Source organism: Sphingorhabdus sp. 109 (genome assembly GCF_902506555.1).
Taxonomy (GTDB): domain Bacteria; phylum Pseudomonadota; class Alphaproteobacteria; order Sphingomonadales; family Sphingomonadaceae; genus Parasphingorhabdus.
The window spans coordinates 3271006-3288464 of the sequence record NZ_LR732707.1 but is presented as its reverse complement, the minus strand read 5'-3'; the positions used below and the strand labels follow the sequence as shown (position 1 = coordinate 3288464).

The 17459-nt window shown below is 58.8% G+C and carries 19 protein-coding genes; 5 read left to right on the top strand and 14 right to left on the bottom strand.

Annotation, left to right across the window (positions count from 1 at the left end; genetic code table 11):
* Positions 1–5: 5 nt before the first annotated feature.
* On the top strand, positions 6–1094 hold the full coding sequence (gene lptG / locus BOSE62_RS15730; protein WP_159647678.1) for an LPS export ABC transporter permease LptG: 1089 nt from the start codon (positions 6–8) through the stop codon (positions 1092–1094).
* Positions 1095–1099: 5 nt separating this feature from the next.
* On the opposite strand, the gene BOSE62_RS15725 is transcribed toward lptG, so the two are convergent.
* On the bottom strand, positions 1100–2200 hold the full coding sequence (locus tag BOSE62_RS15725) for a fatty acid desaturase family protein (RefSeq protein ID WP_159647677.1): 1101 nt from the start codon (positions 2198–2200) through the stop codon (positions 1100–1102).
* A 143-nt stretch (positions 2201–2343) separates the two neighbouring features.
* On the opposite strand from BOSE62_RS15725, the gene BOSE62_RS15720 reads away from it, so the two are divergent.
* Positions 2344–3507 (top strand): N-acetyltransferase, encoded by a 1164-nt coding sequence (locus tag BOSE62_RS15720; protein WP_159647676.1) that lies wholly within the window; start codon positions 2344–2346, stop codon positions 3505–3507.
* Positions 3508–3539: 32 nt separating this feature from the next.
* On the opposite strand, the gene xth is transcribed toward BOSE62_RS15720, so the two are convergent.
* The 7 genes from xth to tgt all read right to left on the bottom strand — a co-directional run bounded on the left by xth (position 3540) and on the right by tgt (position 10689).
* Entirely contained in the window at positions 3540–4328 is a 789-nt protein-coding gene (gene xth / locus BOSE62_RS15715) for an exodeoxyribonuclease III (RefSeq protein ID WP_159647675.1), read from the bottom strand.
* On the bottom strand, positions 4329–4679 hold the full coding sequence (gene erpA, locus BOSE62_RS15710) for an iron-sulfur cluster insertion protein ErpA (RefSeq protein WP_159647674.1): 351 nt from the start codon (positions 4677–4679) through the stop codon (positions 4329–4331).
* Positions 4680–4770: 91 nt separating this feature from the next.
* A complete protein-coding gene (locus BOSE62_RS15705; protein ID WP_236554078.1) occupies positions 4771–5430 on the bottom strand; it encodes a M23 family metallopeptidase in 660 nt (219 codons plus the stop codon).
* Positions 5431–5573: 143 nt separating this feature from the next.
* The gene (locus tag BOSE62_RS15700; protein ID WP_159647672.1) at positions 5574–6371 is read right to left on the bottom strand and encodes a ferritin-like domain-containing protein; all 798 of its coding nucleotides are present in this window, start codon (positions 6369–6371) and stop codon (positions 5574–5576) included.
* A 9-nt stretch (positions 6372–6380) separates the two neighbouring features.
* Complete coding sequence (locus BOSE62_RS15695; protein WP_159647671.1) at positions 6381–6842, bottom strand: peroxiredoxin; 462 nt, start codon at positions 6840–6842, stop codon at positions 6381–6383.
* Positions 6839–9565, bottom strand: coding sequence for a bifunctional [glutamine synthetase] adenylyltransferase/[glutamine synthetase]-adenylyl-L-tyrosine phosphorylase (locus BOSE62_RS15690; protein ID WP_159647670.1), 2727 nt, complete (start codon positions 9563–9565; stop codon positions 6839–6841). The genes BOSE62_RS15695 and BOSE62_RS15690 overlap by 4 nt, the downstream gene beginning before the upstream one ends.
* On the bottom strand, positions 9562–10689 hold the full coding sequence (gene tgt, locus BOSE62_RS15685; RefSeq protein ID WP_159647669.1) for a tRNA guanosine(34) transglycosylase Tgt: 1128 nt from the start codon (positions 10687–10689) through the stop codon (positions 9562–9564). Before tgt ends, BOSE62_RS15690 begins: the two co-directional genes overlap by 4 nt.
* 154 nt (positions 10690–10843) lie before the next feature.
* Between tgt and BOSE62_RS15680 the strand changes: the two genes are divergently transcribed.
* Positions 10844–11203: a BufA1 family periplasmic bufferin-type metallophore gene (locus BOSE62_RS15680; RefSeq protein ID WP_159647668.1), complete on the top strand. Its 360-nt coding sequence runs from the start codon at positions 10844–10846 to the stop codon at positions 11201–11203.
* Between the two features lie 74 nt (positions 11204–11277).
* On the opposite strand, the gene BOSE62_RS15675 is transcribed toward BOSE62_RS15680, so the two are convergent.
* From BOSE62_RS15675 to BOSE62_RS15650, 6 genes are all read right to left on the bottom strand, one after another.
* Positions 11278–12702, bottom strand: coding sequence for an aldehyde dehydrogenase family protein (locus BOSE62_RS15675; protein WP_159647667.1), 1425 nt, complete (start codon positions 12700–12702; stop codon positions 11278–11280).
* An 89-nt stretch (positions 12703–12791) separates the two neighbouring features.
* Positions 12792–13823 carry a tRNA preQ1(34) S-adenosylmethionine ribosyltransferase-isomerase QueA gene (gene queA / locus BOSE62_RS15670; protein WP_159647666.1) on the bottom strand — a complete coding sequence of 344 codons (1032 nt, stop codon included), beginning with the start codon at positions 13821–13823 and terminating at the stop codon, positions 12792–12794.
* Positions 13824–13831: 8 nt separating this feature from the next.
* Positions 13832–14482, bottom strand: coding sequence for a peptidylprolyl isomerase (locus tag BOSE62_RS15665; protein WP_159647665.1), 651 nt, complete (start codon positions 14480–14482; stop codon positions 13832–13834).
* Between the two features lie 87 nt (positions 14483–14569).
* Positions 14570–15073: a pantetheine-phosphate adenylyltransferase gene (gene coaD, locus BOSE62_RS15660; protein WP_159647664.1), complete on the bottom strand. Its 504-nt coding sequence runs from the start codon at positions 15071–15073 to the stop codon at positions 14570–14572.
* A 16-nt stretch (positions 15074–15089) separates the two neighbouring features.
* Positions 15090–15956, bottom strand: coding sequence for a polyprenyl synthetase family protein (locus BOSE62_RS15655; protein ID WP_236554204.1), 867 nt, complete (start codon positions 15954–15956; stop codon positions 15090–15092).
* Between the two features lie 40 nt (positions 15957–15996).
* Complete coding sequence (locus BOSE62_RS15650) at positions 15997–16245, bottom strand: exodeoxyribonuclease VII small subunit (protein ID WP_159647662.1); 249 nt, start codon at positions 16243–16245, stop codon at positions 15997–15999.
* 176 nt (positions 16246–16421) lie between these two features.
* On the opposite strand from BOSE62_RS15650, the gene BOSE62_RS15645 reads away from it, so the two are divergent.
* Together BOSE62_RS15645 and BOSE62_RS15640 are read left to right on the top strand one after the other, a co-directional pair.
* Positions 16422–17006, top strand: coding sequence for a hypothetical protein (locus tag BOSE62_RS15645; RefSeq protein ID WP_328799791.1), 585 nt, complete (start codon positions 16422–16424; stop codon positions 17004–17006).
* Positions 17007–17042: 36 nt separating this feature from the next.
* Entirely contained in the window at positions 17043–17450 is a 408-nt protein-coding gene (locus BOSE62_RS15640) for a DUF2177 family protein (RefSeq protein WP_159647660.1), read from the top strand.
* Positions 17451–17459 lie beyond the last annotated feature (9 nt).

Sequence of the window (17459 nt, the reverse complement as noted above, 5' to 3'; positions counted from 1 at the left end):
CGGACATGGACTTTTTCCCATCCCGTACACTCGCCATCTATATGGCAAAAATGTTCATCATCCGGACGCTGGCAGTGCTGGCGCTGCTGGTGCTGGTGCTGCAGGCGCTCGACCTGCTCGGCGAAAGCGGCAAGATCATGGCCTATGAAGGCAATGGCGAAGCCGAACTGTGGACATATGTATCCTTGCGGGCGCCCCAGCTTATCGCTCGTTTTCTGCCCTTTTCCGTGCTGCTGGGAACGATTATCACGCTGGCCACGCTGAACCAGAACAGCGAAGTCATCTCGATGAAGGCCGGCGGCCTGTCCGCTCACCAGATTCTGGCCCCTCTGATCGTTACCAGCATGGGCGTCGCGCTATTGTCCTTCGTTTTCAACGAAACGATTGTCGCGCCTGCTACCGCCCGGTTGTCACAATGGGAGAAAGTGGAATTCGGACCGATTCCGGCGGAGAGCAACGTCCGCACCAATGTCTGGGTGAAAGATGGTAATAATCTGATCAACGCGCGGACCGTGACCGGTCGTGGCAATGACGTTCTGTTGCAGGACATCGCCATCTATAATCGCACCGAGAATGGACTGAAAAGTCTGATGCAGGGCGAGGAAGCGCGGTTCACGGGCGACGGCTGGCGAGTGACCGGCGTCACCCAGTTCGATGTCGGTACCGGAACCGAGCAAAAGAAGGCCGAGGTTCTGACCGGCGATTCGATCCGGCCGGACCAGTTCACCCTAACCAATGTGAATGCGGACAGCCTCTCGATTGTTGCGCTGCACACGGCAATCGGCGAGCTGGAGCGCGCGGGACGTCCGACCATGGGCCTGAAAGCAGGCTGGTGGCACAAGATATCCGGTCCGATGTCATCGATTCTGATGCCGTTGCTGGGCGCGGTCGCCGCGTTCGGACTGGCGCGGTCAGGGCAGTTGTTTCTGCGCGCCGTGATTGGCATGGCTCTCGGATTCGCCTATTTCGTGGCCGACAATTTCGCGCTCGCCATGGGCAATATCGGCGCCTACCCGACCTTGCTGGCGGCCTGGGCACCGTTCATGCTGTTTTTCCTGATCGGCGAAACCGTGCTGATCCGGACCGAGGAATAGACGCTTCAGTTTCTCCCGGCGCTGCCCCGCACGAGTCCGGTAATCAGAGTCCACAGACTGTCATGATCCGCCCGGTAGAATTTGGATTCGCTCGGCAATTCTGCCGCCAGACGCCGGTGCGCTTCGCCCAGGCTGTGATAGGGCACACCCGGCAACAGATGGTGCAGCGCATGATAACGCAGGCCTACCGGCGCCCATAACGCAGGCAAGGTTGCGGGTGGCGGTACGTTGACGCTGTCCAGATATTGCGCCGTCACGCTCATTTCCTGGCCGTCATTTTCCCAGAGGTGGGCGACCAGGGTGCGGATCTGGTTCAACACGACACTGCCCGACATCACCGCCAGAAAGATCAAGAACGCGCGCAGCGGGATCACATCGGTGGCAACCAGGGCCAGCAAGGCGATAGCCCAGATACTGGCGCCGATCTCGCACGCCAGCCAGCGGCGTTTCAGCTCGCCCTCGGGCGGCTTGCGGCGGAATTCCGGATTGATGATGAGGCCCGAATAGCGCTCGACAACAAGCTTGCGCAGCGGCGGTATGACTGCCGACAGCGGGCTCAGAACCGCATAGCGGAACAGCAGCGCTACCGGTGCCAGTGCAGCGACGACCACAAACAGCGGCACCGACCAGGGTTTCATTAGCGCCAGCGGCAGATATTCCGGATCTTCCACAGTGCCATATTTCCTGGTCCGGTGATGGATGCTGTGAATGCCTTCATACATGAAAGACGGGATCAGCATCGGCACACCGAACAGGGCGTTCCAGGCAAAATGGAAACCGGGAAGAGCATTGCGGCGGATATGGGTCAGTTCGTGGATGAAACTGCCGGCCCGGTATAACGCCAGCACGGCGATCAGGCCAAATGCGACAGCGACGGCGGTCGACGGGCTGAAAATGGCGCCGGCCAGCGATCCATAGCCTATGGCCGTCGATGCCAGAAAATCAGCCCAGTAGATCAAAGGCTTCGGCGCATTCAGGTCGCGCGTGACCTTGGCTGCCGTGCGGATCAGCTCGACATCCTCGGGAACGGGAACAGCCGCATTGGCGCGGCGCGATGCTGTCGCTGCCGCCGGCGGATTTTTCGGAGAGATAGTTGTCGAACTCATAAACACCTGCATTATCGTTGGATGGCCTAGAGCAGCATATCGTGGCGACATCATGGCAAGGACAAGACCGCAATGGCGCAGCTGCCCTTGACATTGCGCCTCAATTAACGCCACAGCCAGCCGCATATTTAGAAGGATAAAAAATGGTAGCCACTCAGGATATAGCCGTAGAACCTGTCACTACCAAGGCCCAGACCAAAGAGTTTATCGATATCGCCTATCGGCTCAACGCCGGTGATCCGCACTGGGTTCCCCCTCTCAGGTCCGAAGTTGCAAAGCTGATTACACCTGGCAAGAACCCATTTTTCGAACATGCCCGGGTGCAATTGTTTCTCGCTCTCCGGCACGGCAAGGTAGTTGGCCGGATCAGCGCGCATATCGACGAGCTGGCGCTGAAACAGCCGGCCGAACAGGGAATGGGGCCCGGCACCGGCAACTGGGGCCTGATGGAAGCCAGCGATGAAGCGGTGATGCACGCATTAATCCATCGTGCCGAAGCATGGCTGAAGGATCAGGGCATGACCCGCATACTGGCCCCGATCAGCATGTCGGTCTGGGAAGAACCCGGTCTTCTGACCAAAGGCCATGACCATAGTCCAATGATCATGATGGGCCACCATAATGCGGAATATCAGCGCTGGATCGAGCAACTTGATTATACGGTCGCCAAGCGGCTGGTGACCTATCATTTACCGGTGGAAGATGGCTTTCCTGAACTGATCAATCGGATCGTGGCTTCGGGCGAGCGCAACAAGAAGCTCACGATACGCAAGGTCGACAAGAAATATTTCGACCGCGACGCAGCGATCATCATGAATCTCCTGAACGACGCCTGGTCTGGCAATTGGGGATTTGTCCCGATGACTGACCACGAGATCGAACATGCCGGCAAGAGCCTGAAACCCATTGTGTATGAAGATCTGATCCGGATTGCAGAACTGGAAGGTGAACCGGTGGCCTTCATGATGACGTTGCCCGACATGAACGAAGTGCTCAAGACCATGAAGGGATCGCTCTGGCCGTTTGGCTGGGCGAAGCTGCTCTGGTGGTTGAAATTTCCCAAGTCCAGTTCGATGCGGGTCCCGCTCATGGGGGTCAAAAAGGAATTGCAGAACAGCCGACTGGCCAGCCAGATGGCTTTCATGCTGATCGAATATATCCGGCGCGACGCAAAGCGGAATTTCGGCACGAAACGCGCGGAAATCGGCTGGATACTGGAAGACAATCAGGGAATGCTGGCGATCGCCGAAGCGATTGAGGCAAGCATCAATCGCGAATATCTGATTTACGAGAAACCCATCAGCTAGGAAAAAGTGCGCAGGCCGTCGCCGAACGGCGGCTATAGATCCAGATCCACCCAGGCCGGCGTGTGATCACTGGCTTTTTCCCGCCCGCGATGCTCCTTGTCGACACCGCAGCTTTGCAAACGGTCGGCGGCAAGCGGGCTGAGCAGCAGATGATCGATTCGGAATCCCTGGTCGCGCTGCCAGCCGCCGCTGCGATAGTCCCAATAGGTCCAGATTTTGCCGGCAGGATAGGTCACGCCCAGCGCATCGGTCCAGCCGTCGTTCAATATGCGGCGATAGCCCTCGCGGCTTTCCGGCTGCATCAATGCATCATTTTGCATTGCTTTCACCGAAAAGACATCATTGTCGCGCGGGATGACATTATAGTCACCCGCCAGCACCGCCGGTACTTCTTCCGCCCAGATCTCCGCAGCCCGCTCGCGCAGCCGTTTCATCCAGCGCAGTTTGAAATCGAATTTCGGTCCGGGATGGGGATTGCCGTTGGGCAGGTAGATGCTGGAAACGCGAACTTTCGCGCCATTTTTGGCACGGATATTGGCTTCGATATAGCGGCTATGCTCGTCTTCCGGTTCGCCGTCGAGCCCGCGCTTGACCTCTTCCGGCACCTGATCGCGCGCCAATATGGCAACACCGTTGAAACTTTTCTGCCCGTGCCAGATCGCACCATAGCCGATTTCCTCGAACTTACCGGCGGGAAAGCCCTCGTCCTGCGTCTTGATTTCCTGCAGACAGGCGACATCGGGCCTGGTCTCTTCAAGCCACTCCAGAAGGCGCGGCAGGCGCGCCTTGATGCCGTTTATGTTGAAGCTCGCTATTTTCACTTAGATAGAGAAGCTGGAGCCGCAGCCACAGCCGGAAGCAGCATTGGGATTGGTCACCTGAAAAGCGCTGCCGCCCAGCGATTCGACAAAATCCACCGCGCTGCCGCGCACCAGATCGAGACTGATCTCGTCGACAACCAAGGTAACGCCGGACTCTTCAACCGCAATATCGTCTTCTTCGATGCCATCCGCCAAACCAAAGCGATATTGGAAACCGGAACAGCCGCCCCCTTCGACAGCCAGCCGCAAAATGGCCGCCTTGCCCTGTTTTTCGGCAATGGCCGCGACACGCTTTGCAGCGTTGGGAGTCAGGATAATATCCTGTTCGTTGGTTGCGAGCAGCTGGTTCATAATCTTTAGATAGGGAGAATCAAAAGGAGCGGCAAGCCTTAAGCTCTAACCGCTCCCTGATGCACCCTCTCCCAAAGGTGTGAAATTCGTATTATTCCGCCGGACCGCCCAATGCAACGCCGGAATTCAGCTTCTGCGCGATCAGGAAATCATTCGATTGCATGAACGGGATGGGATTGACCGCTTCGCCGGCGATCCGCACTTCATAATGCAGGTGGCTGCCGGTGGAACGGCCGGTCGAGCCCATGAAACCGATCAGGTCGCCGCTCTTGACCCGTGCATTGGCTTCAACATTGAGCCGCGACATATGGCCGTAGCGGGTCTGGATGCCGTTGCCGTGGTTAATTTCGATATATTTGCCATAGCCGCCCAGCCATTGCGCGCGACCGACAATGCCGTCAGCGGTGGCGTAAATCGGAGTGCCAATCGGGCCAGCCATATCGAGGCCCTTGTGATTGGCGCGACGGCCCTTGAAAGGGTCGGAGCGGAAACCGTAAGAACTGGTCAGCGTAAAGTCTTTAACCGGCTTGCGGGAAGGGATGGTCAGCTTGACCTCTTCTTTTTTCCCCTGGCCGCTCCATTTGTCGAAAATCAGTTTGAAAGCGGGGTCAGCTTCGCCCAGTGCGCTTTCGGCTGCCTGGCTTTTCAGAACATCAACCGGGATACTGGCTTCTGCCGCTTCTTCCGCTGATGCAGCGGTGGAAAAAATCATTGCCGATCCGAGAAGGGCAACCGCTGTGATCTTGCTCACAGATTTCTTAAACAAAACTACTATGTTTTCGGTCATAAAATGAACGAACCTTTATTTGCGACCCATGAAACCCATGGCTTGAATTTTGTGGCGGAACTTTCGCCCCCGTCGTGCGTTTACGGGTGTAAATTCATATTGGTTAATTATTCAATGCCATAATAATATTCTCGGGTCAGACCGGCTGTCTGGCGCGCTGAGTCGTTAAATGGAGGCTTCAACCCGCCTTTGAAGTGGGCTTTTACAAGATTTTTCCAATGGGTGTGGGGGGCCAGATTGCCCTTTTCACAGACGATTTCGAACCATTTTGTCCCGAAAGATACATGGACAATCTCGTCATGATAGATTCGCTCTAGCACCTTTGCTGTCAGTTTATCGCCTTGCTGCCTGAACCGTTCGACGGTTTCCAGCGTCACATCCAGCCCCCTCGCCTCGAGTACCATCGGCACAATTGCCAGCCGCGCCGAAACATCATGGGCGGTATTTTTGGCGCTGTCCCACAGCCCGTCGTGCGCCGGAAGCGCGCCGTAAAAGCTGCCCTGGTCCCGCAATCGCCTGTCCAGCAGCGCAAAATGCATCGATTCTTCGGCACCGACCCGCATCCAGTCATCGATAAATTCGCGTGGAAATTGCGCGCCAAAGCGCCCGATTATATCGAACGCCAGATCAATCGCGACAAATTCAATATGGGCCAGAGCATGGATCAGAGCGATTCTGCGCGCCACCGAAGTACCCTTGCCCCGCCGCGGCATGTCGCGCGGGCGCATCAGCACCGGATGATCGGGTCGCGCCGGCATGTCCGGCATGGCTTCACCAAATCCGTGCGCGAGCCGTCCCAGCCGCCATTCCCGGGCCGCGTGGCGCGCAGCCATCACCTTGGCGCGCGGATCGGCGGTCTGCAGCACGCGCAAAACCGCGCTGCCGACATCAAGCTGTTCGGTCATGTCAGGGGACTATGCCGCCTGCACCGCAGCCAGCACCTCTTCAGCATGGCCCTTGACCTTCACTTTCGGCCAGGCCTTCAGCACGGTGCCGTCCGGCCCGATCAGAAATGTCGAGCGGATGATCCCCATGAAGGTCTTGCCGTACATTTTCTTTTCCGCCCAGACACCGATTTTCTCGAGAAACTCGGTGCTTTCGTCGGAAGCGATATCGACGGTCAGCTCCTGCTTGCTGATAAAATTCTGCTGTCGTTTCGGCGAATCGGCCGACATGCCGAGCACCGCGGCGCCGGCTTTTTCAAATTCCGGAAGCAGCGCCGAAAAATCCTTCGATTCCGTCGTGCAGCCCGGCGTGCTGGCCTTTGGATAAAAGAACAGCACGAGCTTTTTCCCGGCATAGTCGGAAATCCTCACCGGGCTGCCATCCGGCGCCACCAGTTCCATATCCGGAATTTTGTCGCCCACATCGATCATATAATATCTCCTAATATTTCATCGGGATCCGGCCGCAACAGCCTGTTCCACTCGTCGATAACGCATTGGCGCGCCCGATCATAGCCGTCGAGCAGCGCATCCCAGCTTTCCTGCCCCGCCGCCTTGGCAATCAGGGCGCGGCTGGTTTCCGGCGGAAAATCGCAATCCGGCGACATCAGCCGCAGTGCCACCAGCAAGCGGGTCATCAGCTCATGCGCGGTGATCATTTCTCGGTCGAGATGCCCCGCGTCCACCAGCGCGCGGACCGCCCTGCCCAATTGCGGGTAGAGCGCCTCACCCGTTTTCAGCTGCAGAAAATGGACGATAAACTCCCAGTCGACCAGACCGCCTTCCATCATCTTGGTATCCAGCGGCCCCTTGGGCGGTTTGTGTTCGACAATATCCAGCCGCATTTTCCGGACCGCCTTGCGCAAAGCTTCGGGTTCGCGTTCCTCGCCCAGGATGTCGCATATTTCTTTTTGAAGCTCGGCCCGCGCGGCCTTGCTCCCGTAGACGGGTCGCGCCCGGGTCAACGCCATATGTTCCCAGGTCCAGGCATTTTCCCGCTGATATTTGTAGAAACTCTCCAGCGTAACGGCCAGCGGTCCCTGCGTACCCGAAGGCCGCAATCTTGTATCGACTTCGTAAAGCGGGCCAGCCGCCGTTGGAACGGACAGCGCCGTCACCAGCCGCGCGGCCAGACGGTTATAATATTGCGTAGCTCCCAATGATCGCTGGCCGTCGGACTCGGCACCATGATCCCCGCTGAACAGAAAGATCAGATCGAGATCCGAAGCATGGGTCAGCGCCTCGCCGCCCAGTCGTCCCAGCGCCAGAATGAGCAGCGCGCCGCCGGGTATCTTGCCGTGTATATCTTCAAATTCCGATATCGTCGCGTCGGTCAGCACCTGAATCGCCGCCTCCGCTACCCGGGCATAGCCCGCCGATATTTCGAGCGCGTCATGATGCCCCTCGATCAGTTGCACACCGAGTGCGAAGCGCTTGTCGCCGACCCGGGCCCGCACCCGGTCCAGCAGCATCTGGTAATCATCGCCCGGCTCCATACGGGCAAATTGTCCCACCAGTTCATCCACCGACGGCGGCAGATCCAGCGCGGTCGCATCGATCAGGCCATCGAACAATTCGGCCCGCTGGGCCAATGCATCGGCCAGAACCGGCGCGTGGCTGAGAATCTTTCCAAGCAGCTCGAGCAGGGCGGGCCGCGCTTCCAATATCCGGAAGAAATTGATCGCGGTCGGCAATTTCTCGATCAGGCTGTCGAGTCGCGCCAGCGCCTTTGTCGAATTGGGAGCCGTAGCGATCGCATCCACCAGATCGGGCAATATCGCCTCGAAGGATTCGTGAGCAGCAGAGGAACGCAACGCGGTAACCTTGCCACTCCGCCAGCGCCGGATCGCCTGCAGGAAGCTGTCCCCCTCGATCAGCTTCTTCTCCGCTATTACCGCGGCCAGCTTTTCCTCATCGACCGGCAGACGTCGGTCGTCTTCCGGCTCGATCAGATCATCGTAGATGGTGCCAACCGCCTCCACATGCGGCGCGAGCAGGTCGAGCAGCTGCTCTCCGCTCTGGAGTCCGTGCAGTCGTGCGACGCGGTCAAGGTCCGTCGCCGTATCAGGCAGACTGTGGGTCTGCTGGTCGTTAACCATTTGCAGCCGGTGCTCGATCACCCGGTAAAGCTCGTAGGATTCGCTCAGCACCCGTGCCTTGTCGCCATCGATCCGTTCGGCCTTGACCAGCGCCGCCAGCGCATCGCGCGTGGCCGGTGCGCGCAGATCCGGCTGACGGCCGCCGAAGATCAGCTGGTGCATCTGGGCGTAAAATTCCGTCTCGCGGATGCCACCGCGCCCGCGCTTCAGATCGAAACCCGGACCGAATTTCTGACCGGCGGCATAATGATCGCGAATTTGGGCCGTAACCGAGCCGATATTCCTGATCGCGCCATAGTCCAGCGACCGGCGCCAAATGAACGGATTGATCGTCTCGAGAAAATATTGGCCCAACCCTGGGTCACCGGCGGCGGCCCGGGAGCGGATATAGGCCGCCTGCTCCCACGCCAGCGCGCTCGATTCATAATAGCTGATCGCCGCTTCGACCGGCAGCGCCACCGGGCTGACTTCCGGCGACGGTCGCAGCCGCATGTCTACGCGGAAGACATAGCCGTCGGCGTCGCGGGCGTTGAGCGCTTCGACCAGCTGCTGGCCGATCCGCCGCGCTGCGTCGCTCGGTTCTTCCTTGCCGCGCACCGGGATTTTGTCGGGATCATAGATGAAGATCGGATCGATATCCGAGGAATAGTTGAGTTCCCGGCTGCCATGCTTGCCGAGGCCGATGATCGAGAATCCCTCCAGCGGCGCATCGGGATAGCGGTTCGCATATATATCGGCCAAAGCCTCGTCGAGCGCCCGATCGGCAAAGTCCGAAAGGCGGGTGATCACGTCGGTGAGCGACAATTGCCCGGCAAGATCGCCAATCGCGAGCGTGAGGGCCAGAGCCCGTTTTTCCCAGCGCAGCTTTTGCCGGACATTGGCGGCGCCCTCCCCCGCATTGCGCACATATTCCAGTGCCGCCTCGAGATTATCCTCGGCCAGCAGATCCGCCAGTTCGGGCAGCACCTGCATCGTCCTGCCGAGATAGGGCGCATGGTTACGCGCGCGGTCCAGCGCATCCTGCAGGGTCGTTTTTTCCGGCAGTCCGATGATCATGATTTCAAATAGGCGCTGCGGAAATTTTTGGCAAAATCGGCAAAGGTCCCGGCGGCAATCGCGTTCCTCATACCCGCCATCAAAGACTGATAATAAGCGATATTATGCTCGGTCATCAGCATCGCGCCCAATATCTCCTTCGCCCGGATCAGATGGTGCAGATAGGCGCGGCTATGGTTCTGGCAAACCGGACAGGCGCAATTCTCGTCCAGCGGAGCGAGATCCTCGGCAAATTTCGCGTTGCGGATATTGATCGGTCCCTGCGCGGTAAAGGCCTGCCCATTGCGGCCGGACCGGCTCGGCAACACGCAGTCGAACATGTCGATGCCGCGTTCCACTGCGCCAACCAGATCATCCGGCTTGCCGACTCCCATCAGATAGCGCGGCTTGTCAGCGGGCAGTTGTCCCGGCGCATAGTCGAGCACATCGAACATCGCCTCCTGTCCCTCGCCCACGGCCAGACCGCCAATCGCATAGCCGTCGAAGCCGATCTCGATCAGCGCCTCGGCCGAGGCCGCGCGCATTTCCCTGTCGAGCGAACCCTGCTGGATTCCGAACAACGCCGCCTTAGCCGCATGGTCCTCGCCACTGTCGAACCCGTCGCGCGACCGCTTGGCCCAGCGCATTGAGCGTTCCATCGACGCCTGTGCTTCCTCGCGTGTCGCTCCATTTTTGGTGCATTCGTCGAACGCCATGACGATATCGCTGCCCAGCAAGCGCTGAATCTCCATCGACCGTTCCGGAGTCAGCATGTGCCGCGAGCCGTCGAGATGGCTCTGGAACTCCACACCATTCTCGCTCAGCTTGGTCAGGTCGGACAGGCTCATCACCTGATAACCACCGCTATCGGTCAGGATCGGCCGATCCCAATTCATGAACTTGTGCAAACCACCCAGACGCGCCACCCGCTCCGCACCGGGGCGCAGCATCAGATGATAGGTGTTGCCAAGGATGATATCGGCGCCGGTCGCGCGCACGGTTTCCGGCTTCAGCGCCTTGACCGTCGCCGCGGTGCCCACCGGCATGAAGGCAGGCGTGCGAATATCGCCGCGCACCATGCTGATCTTGCCGGTCCGCGCCTTGCCATCGGTCGCGGCAATAGAAAAGGAAAAGCGCTCAGCCATGCAAATGCCCGATTTCTGCTACGAAACCAGATTTTACGGCCTCGATTTTGTGTTTTTCAACTGTTGGTGTAACCACTGGTCCATCCTGCTCGAATATTTCAACATCTGTGCAGGATGGGCGCAGATTCTCAAAGACCTAAATCGGGAGTAATTTATGACACAAGCAACGAAACTTGGTTCCGCAGCAACCGCACTGATTGCGGCAGCCGCGCTTTCCGCCTGTTCTGGCGGCAACAGTGAAGCAACCAGCGAGACCGCTGAAGCCACTGGCAATGAAGTGACGGAAGTGGCCGCAGCCGATCAGGAAAAATGCTATGGCATCGCTCTGGCCGGCGAAAATGATTGCAAGGCAGGCGAAGGCACAACCTGTGCCGGCACCTCGGTCCTCGATTATCAGGGCAATGCCTGGAAAAATACCGACGCCGGTGATTGCGAAGCCATGGGCGGCTCGCTCACCGAAGTCGCTGACAATGAACCGCCGGTCCCTCCGGCTGAGGCTCCGGCCGAAGGCTGAGCCCTTCCGGCAGCGAAACAAAAAAAGGGCGGCCCGAACGAGCCGCCCTTTTTTAATATCAGCAACGTCTGTGCCTAGCTTGGCAGACCGCTGATCGACTTCATTTCCATGAAATCTCGCAGACCATAGACACCGCCTTCGCGGCCGTTGCCCGACTGTTTATAGCCGCCGAAAGGCAGGCCGGGTGCCGGCCCCCAGTTGTTGACGATGACCATGCCTGCTTTCAGTTGCGGTGCGACATCGGCAGCAGCAGCCGGATCACCGGAAATAACCGCAGACAGCCCATACTCGGTATCATTGGCGATCTCGATCGCTTCGTCCAGATTGTCATAGCTCATGAGAGTGACAACCGGACCGAACACCTCTTCCTTGGCGATCCGCATATTAGGCGTCACGCCGCTGAACAGGGTTGGCTTGATATAATAGCCGCGGTTCACATTGGATGGCAGATCGGTGCCGCCGGTTTCCAGCGTGGCTCCGTCGTCAATCGCCGACTGGATCAGATCCTGGATCTTGCCAAATTGCGCCTTGTTCACGACCGGCCCTATATGTCCGCCCTCGACGGTCGGATCGCCGACTTCCTGGCTCTCGACAATATTCTTGACCACCGCAATGGCGTCGTCCGTCTGGTCCTTGTGCACGAGGACGCGGGTTGGTGCGATGCAGCTTTGCCCGCTGTTGATCATCACCCCGGCGATCGTCGGCGGCAGCACTTCCTCCAGCTTGGCACCGGGCAGGACCAGATTGGGCGATTTGCCGCCCAGTTCCTGATGGACGCGCTTGACCGTATCGGCGGCCGCTTTCGCCACCAGGATACCGGCGCGGGTCGATCCGGTGAAGCTGACCATATCAACGTCGGGATGCGAGGAAATCGCTGCGCCCACTGTCGGGCCGTCACCCTGTACGAGATTGAATACGCCGGCAGGAACGCCTGCCGCATCCATGACTTCGGCAAGGATCGCGGCGCTGCCGGGACATTCTTCGGACGGTTTCAACACCATCGTATTGCCGCCCGCCAGAGCCGGAGCGACCTTCAATGTGATCTGGTTCAAAGGCCAGTTCCACGGGGTGATCATGCCGACCACACCAATCGGTTCATAAGCGATCATATTGGGGCCGACTTTCTCGGAGAACTCGAAATTCTTCAAAGCTTCCAGCGTGCCCATGAATCCGCCGAGTCCGGCAGGCGCCTGCGCGGCATTGCCCAGGCTGACCGGCGCGCCCATCTCGACCGCCAGCGAAGCGGCAATATCGGGCATGCGTTTCTTATATTCCTCGATGATCCGCTCGAGCAGCGCCAGCCGTTCCTCGCGCGAGGTCTGGCTGAACGTCTTGAACGCGGCTTTTGCTGCAGCAACCGCGGCATCGACATCGGCCTTGGTGCCCAGCACGATCTTCGTGCCCGGCTCTTCGGTCGCCGGATTGATGACCTGGTGCGGCGTGCCGCCGATGGAATCGACCCATTGGCCATTGATATAATTCTGTTCGTAACTGTCCATTGTCATCTCTCCATTTGGAAACTTCTGTTTCAGGCATAATCATGCCCTGATTCGCTTTCTTATGCCACTAGTAACAGGGTCAGTCGGGCCTATTGCCCCGGCAGCAGCAGGCTGGAGTCGCCATAGCTGTAGAACCGATAATCATGGGCAACAGCATGAGCATAGACCGCTTGCATCGTCTCCAGCCCCATCAGCGCACTAACCAGCATGAACAGCGTCGATTTGGGCAGGTGGAAATTGGTCATCAGGCCGTCGATCGCGCGAAACTGGTAACCCGGCGTGATGAAAATATCGGTATCGCCTTCGAACGGACGGATAATCCCGTCCTCACCCGTCGCGCTTTCCAGCAGGCGCAGGCTGGTGGTGCCAACCGCGATCACGCGGCCTCCCGCTTTGCGCGCGGCATTGAGCCGGTCTGCCGTGGCCGCATCGATCCGGCCCCACTCGCTGTGCATCTGGTGGTCGTCGGTTTCATCGACCTTGACCGGCAGGAAAGTGCCCGCGCCAACATGCAGGGTCAGCGTTTCGCTGCCGATGCCGGCGGCGGCCAAAGCATCCAGCAACCTGTCGGTAAAATGCAGCGCCGCAGTCGGTGCGGCAACCGCGCCCTTTTCGCGGGCAAACATCGTCTGATAATCTTCCGCATCGCGCGCGTCGATCGCCCGCTTGCTGGCGATATAGGGCGGCAGGGGCATGGTCCCCGCACGCTCGAGCAGCAGCTCGACCGGCTCGTCACCCAGAAAATGCAGAATGAAACTGCCGTCGTCCAGCTTGGCTTCCGCTTCCGCCGATACATCCGACCCGAAATCAACCACCTCGCCGACCCGCAGCCGCTTGGCGTTTCGAATGAAGGCCTGCCAGCGGCGCAGATCGACCCGCTTGTGCAGCGTTGCACCGATTTTCGCTGCGCCGCGTGTGCCTTGCAGCTGCGCGGGAATCACCTTGGTATCGTTGAATATCAGTATATCCTGCGGGCCGAGTAATTGCGGCAGGTCGCTAACGCTATGGTCGGACATCCGGTCGCCGTCGACCCGCAACATTTTCGCGCTGTCCCGCGGGACCGCCGGCCGCAGCGCGATCAGTTCCTGCGGCAGCGCAAAGTCGAACAGATCAACGCGCACGGCTCAGGCTAGGGATTGAACGGTGCGTTCAGATCGTCGACCGAGAAAGGCTTCTCGGCGGCATTGTCGAGCGCGCTCGGCAAGACCGGCGGCTTGTTGTCTGCAGCGATCGAAGCCTGCAGGATCCGGCTGGGATTGGCTGGCGGTTCGCCGCGTTCGATGGCATCCACATATTCCATCCCGGCGATCACCCGGCCAAAGACCGTGTAATTTCGGTCGAGCGAGAAGCGCGGGTAAAAGACGATGAAAAACTGGCTGTTGGCGCTGTCTTCGCTTTGCGCGCGCGCCATCGAAACCACGCCCCGAACATGAGGAAACTGGCTGAACTCGGCCTTCAGGTCGGGCAGTTCTGACCCCCCGGTGCCGGTGCCCGTGGGATCGCCGGTCTGCGCCATGAACCCTTCGATCACCCGGTGAAAAATAATGCCGTCATAAAAGCCCTGACGCGTCAGGGTCTTGATCCGCTCGACATGATTGGGTGCCATGTCCGGAAACAGCTTGATCGTCACCCGGCCACCGGTCGACAGATCGAGATGCAGGATATTCTCTTCGGCAGGAACAGACGCCGGTGCCGGTGTCTGTTCAGACGCTTCCTGCGCGTGGGCAGGAAGGGAAGCCAGAAAAAGGGCGGAGATGGTCAATAAAAATTTGCGCAGCATGGCATACTCGATTTGGTATTGCGGGAAGGGAAAGCAAACAGCCTTTGGACGATTCTACCTTTCACTGCAATGAATTGCTGGGAAACCCTATTGATCGCCCTTCAGGCCGATCTTTTCCACTCTCGCTGTAATTTCATCGGCCACAAGCGGTGTCACGAACTTGTGGATCTCGCCGCCGAACATGGCAATTTCCTTGACCAGACGCGAGGCAATCGGTTGCAACGAGACATCGGCCATTAGAAAGACGGTCTCGATATCGCCATTCAACTGCTGGTTCATGCCGGCCATCTGATATTCATATTCGAAATCGGCCACGGCACGCAGACCGCGGACAATCACACCGGCTCCCTGTTTTTCCGCAAATTTCATCAGCAGCATATTGAAACCGACGACCTCGACACCATCGCCCAGTTCCGCGGTTTCCCGGCGCACCATTTCCAGCCGCTCCTCGTCGGAGAACATCGGCGATTTCGAGGGATTGGTGGTCACACCGATCACCAGCTTGTCGACCAGTCGCATACCGCGCTTGATGATATCCATATGGCCCAATGTAATGGGATCAAATGTCCCCGGATAAACGCCTATTCTCATGTCCCGTCCTTCCCGCCTAGCGGTCTCTGGTGATTGTATATTCGGCAATGGCGCGCAGCAGGTTGGCTTCATCGCCATAGCCGTTCAAATGCGATTTGGCCTGATCCACCAGCATCTGCGCCTGTTCTCTGGCCCTATCCAGCCCCATCAGGCTGAGAAAGGTTTCCTTGCCGGCCTCTGCATCTTTTTGCAGCGCCTTGCCGGCCTTCTCCTCGTCACCCTCGACATCCAGGATATCGTCGGCAATCTGGAAAGCGAGACCCAGATCATGGGCATAGCCGCGCAGGCTGGTCCGCCCTTCACTGGCCACCCGTCCCAGAATAGCGCCAATTTCGACGCAGGCACCAATCAGCGCTCCGGTTTTCAATTGCTGCAAGCGGGTCACTGTCGGCAGATCGAAAGTCGACTTTTCCGCCACCAAATCCATCATCTGGCCGCCCGCCATGCCAGCCGGTCCGGCAGCCTTGGCGAGGCAGGCAGTCATCTCGGCGCGGACGAACGGATCATGATGGGTGCGCTCGTCAGCCAGCAACTCAAAGGCCAGCGCATGCAAGGCATCGCCAGCCAGAACCGCCGCCGCTTCGCCAAAGGCAATATGGGTGGTCGGCTTGCCGCGGCGCAGATCATCATCATCCATGCAGGGAAGATCATCGTGGATCAGCGAATAGACGTGCAGGGCCTCGACCGCGGTCGCGGCCCGGATGGCGCAGCTTTCATCGACATTGAACAGCCGCGCGGTCGCCATCACCAGCAACGGACGCAACCGTTTCCCGCCGCCGATCGCGGCATGGCGCATGGCCTCGTATAATTCGCGACGGGCGTCGTCAGGCACCTGTAACAGCAAATCGAACTGCCGGTCGATGGCGGTAGCAACCCGTCCCATCTCCCGCAAAAGATCCGAATTATTATTGGCCGCCACCGGCTCAGTCCGCGTCAAAAGGTGCAGTAGCTTGTGGTTTGCCATCGCGGTCGAGAGTGATTTTCTCGATCTTGGCCTGCGCGGCTTCCAGACGTTGCTGACACAGCCCGCGCAGTTTCTCGCCTTCGCTGTAGAGCGCAATCGACTGGTCGAGCGGCACATCGCCGCTTTCCAGTTTGCGGACAATATCCTCGAGCCGCTTCAGCGCGTCCTCGAAATTCAGGGCGGAAAAATCTTCTTTGGTTTCGCTCATGGCGAAATTCAATGACGGCGCTTTGGGCCGCGGTCAAGGGCCGGCCTTCACTAACATCCACTTCCGGTGTAGCTCTGCACAGAAAAGCTAGGGGAAGAAACATGTTCATCGGTCATTTTGCACCTGCGATGGTCGCAGCAACCCATCCCAGGGCACCGGGACTCGGAACGTTATTTGTGGCAGGACAACTGGTCGATTTCGGTTTTTTCGGGCTGGCATTGGCGGGCATAGAAAATTTCCGGATCACGCCCGGGATCACCGAAATGGTCCCGCTTGACCTTTATGACATGCCTTATACCCACAGTCTTTTGGGCAGTGCCGTCTGGGCGGCCGTCTTTGCGCTGCTGATCTGGCTGTTCACCCGCAACCGCACCGGAGCGCTGATCGGTGGTGCCGTGGTGCTGTCGCACTGGTTCCTCGACCTGCTGGTGCACGCACCGGACCTGACGCTTGCCGGGTCACCGCCCAAAATGGGCTTTGCGCTCTGGAACCATCCGATGATCGAAATGCCGCTGGAACTGCTCCTCACCTTTGGCGCGCTGGCCTTTTTCGTCGTTCGCACCCGCCCGGTTGCCGCCGGCTCCCGAATTGCCTTAGTGCTTTTGGCCATATTGCTGGCCGTATTTCAGGCTGTTAACTGGTTTGTCCCGGAACCCGAGACGGCCGACGCGAATATGATGATTACCGCGCTGATCGCCTTTGCGGTCCTGTCTGCCGTCGCATTGCTTGTCGGCAAGACGCGGGCGTTGAAACAGGTCTGATCCGCAAAGTGCCAAGACAGGAAAGCAGAAAAAGCCATGACCCACTATATTGCCGCCTATTTTATCGCCGCCATCATCTTCGGCATTCTCGATTTTCTCTGGCTCAGCAACATGGCCCAGAACCTTTACCGGCCGGTGATAGGCGAGATCATGGCGGATGAATTCCGCAAGGCACCAGCGATGATATTCTATGCGATCTATCTGTTCGGCATCGTCTGGTTCGGGATCAAGCCGGCGCTGGCCAGCGGCCAGTGGTCCACGGCCTTGCTCAACGGCGCGTTGTTCGGCGGGATCGCTTATGCGACCTATGACCTGACCAGCCAGGCCGTACTCAAGGTCTGGTCGACCAAGATCAGCCTGTACGATATCGCGTGGGGCGCCTTTGCTACCGGCGTGACGGCGGCGCTGACCGCCTATCTGGTGCTGAAATTCGTAAAGGCCTGACGCGCGTTC

Bases quoted from the DNA above. Each gene is read 5' to 3' on its own strand.
- lptG (WP_159647678.1), top strand. From the start codon at position 6: ATGGACTTTTTCCCATCCCGTACACTCGCCATCTATATGGCAAAAATG.
- BOSE62_RS15725 (WP_159647677.1), bottom strand. From the start codon at position 2,200: ATGAGTTCGACAACTATCTCTCCGAAAAATCCGCCGGCGGCAGCGACA.
- BOSE62_RS15720 (WP_159647676.1), top strand. From the start codon at position 2,344: ATGGTAGCCACTCAGGATATAGCCGTAGAACCTGTCACTACCAAGGCC.
- erpA (WP_159647674.1), bottom strand. From the start codon at position 4,679: ATGAACCAGCTGCTCGCAACCAACGAACAGGATATTATCCTGACTCCC.
- BOSE62_RS15700 (WP_159647672.1), bottom strand. From the start codon at position 6,371: ATGACCGAACAGCTTGATGTCGGCAGCGCGGTTTTGCGCGTGCTGCAG.
- BOSE62_RS15695 (WP_159647671.1), bottom strand. From the start codon at position 6,842: ATGATCGATGTGGGCGACAAAATTCCGGATATGGAACTGGTGGCGCCG.
- BOSE62_RS15690 (WP_159647670.1), bottom strand. From the start codon at position 9,565: ATGATCATCGGACTGCCGGAAAAAACGACCCTGCAGGATGCGCTGGAC.
- tgt (WP_159647669.1), bottom strand. From the start codon at position 10,689: ATGGCTGAGCGCTTTTCCTTTTCTATTGCCGCGACCGATGGCAAGGCG.
- BOSE62_RS15680 (WP_159647668.1), top strand. From the start codon at position 10,844: ATGACACAAGCAACGAAACTTGGTTCCGCAGCAACCGCACTGATTGCG.
- BOSE62_RS15675 (WP_159647667.1), bottom strand. From the start codon at position 12,702: ATGGACAGTTACGAACAGAATTATATCAATGGCCAATGGGTCGATTCC.
- BOSE62_RS15665 (WP_159647665.1), bottom strand. From the start codon at position 14,482: ATGCTGCGCAAATTTTTATTGACCATCTCCGCCCTTTTTCTGGCTTCC.
- coaD (WP_159647664.1), bottom strand. From the start codon at position 15,073: ATGAGAATAGGCGTTTATCCGGGGACATTTGATCCCATTACATTGGGC.
- BOSE62_RS15655 (WP_236554204.1), bottom strand. From the start codon at position 15,956: ATGGGACGGGTTGCTACCGCCATCGACCGGCAGTTCGATTTGCTGTTA.
- BOSE62_RS15650 (WP_159647662.1), bottom strand. From the start codon at position 16,245: ATGAGCGAAACCAAAGAAGATTTTTCCGCCCTGAATTTCGAGGACGCG.
- BOSE62_RS15640 (WP_159647660.1), top strand. From the start codon at position 17,043: ATGACCCACTATATTGCCGCCTATTTTATCGCCGCCATCATCTTCGGC.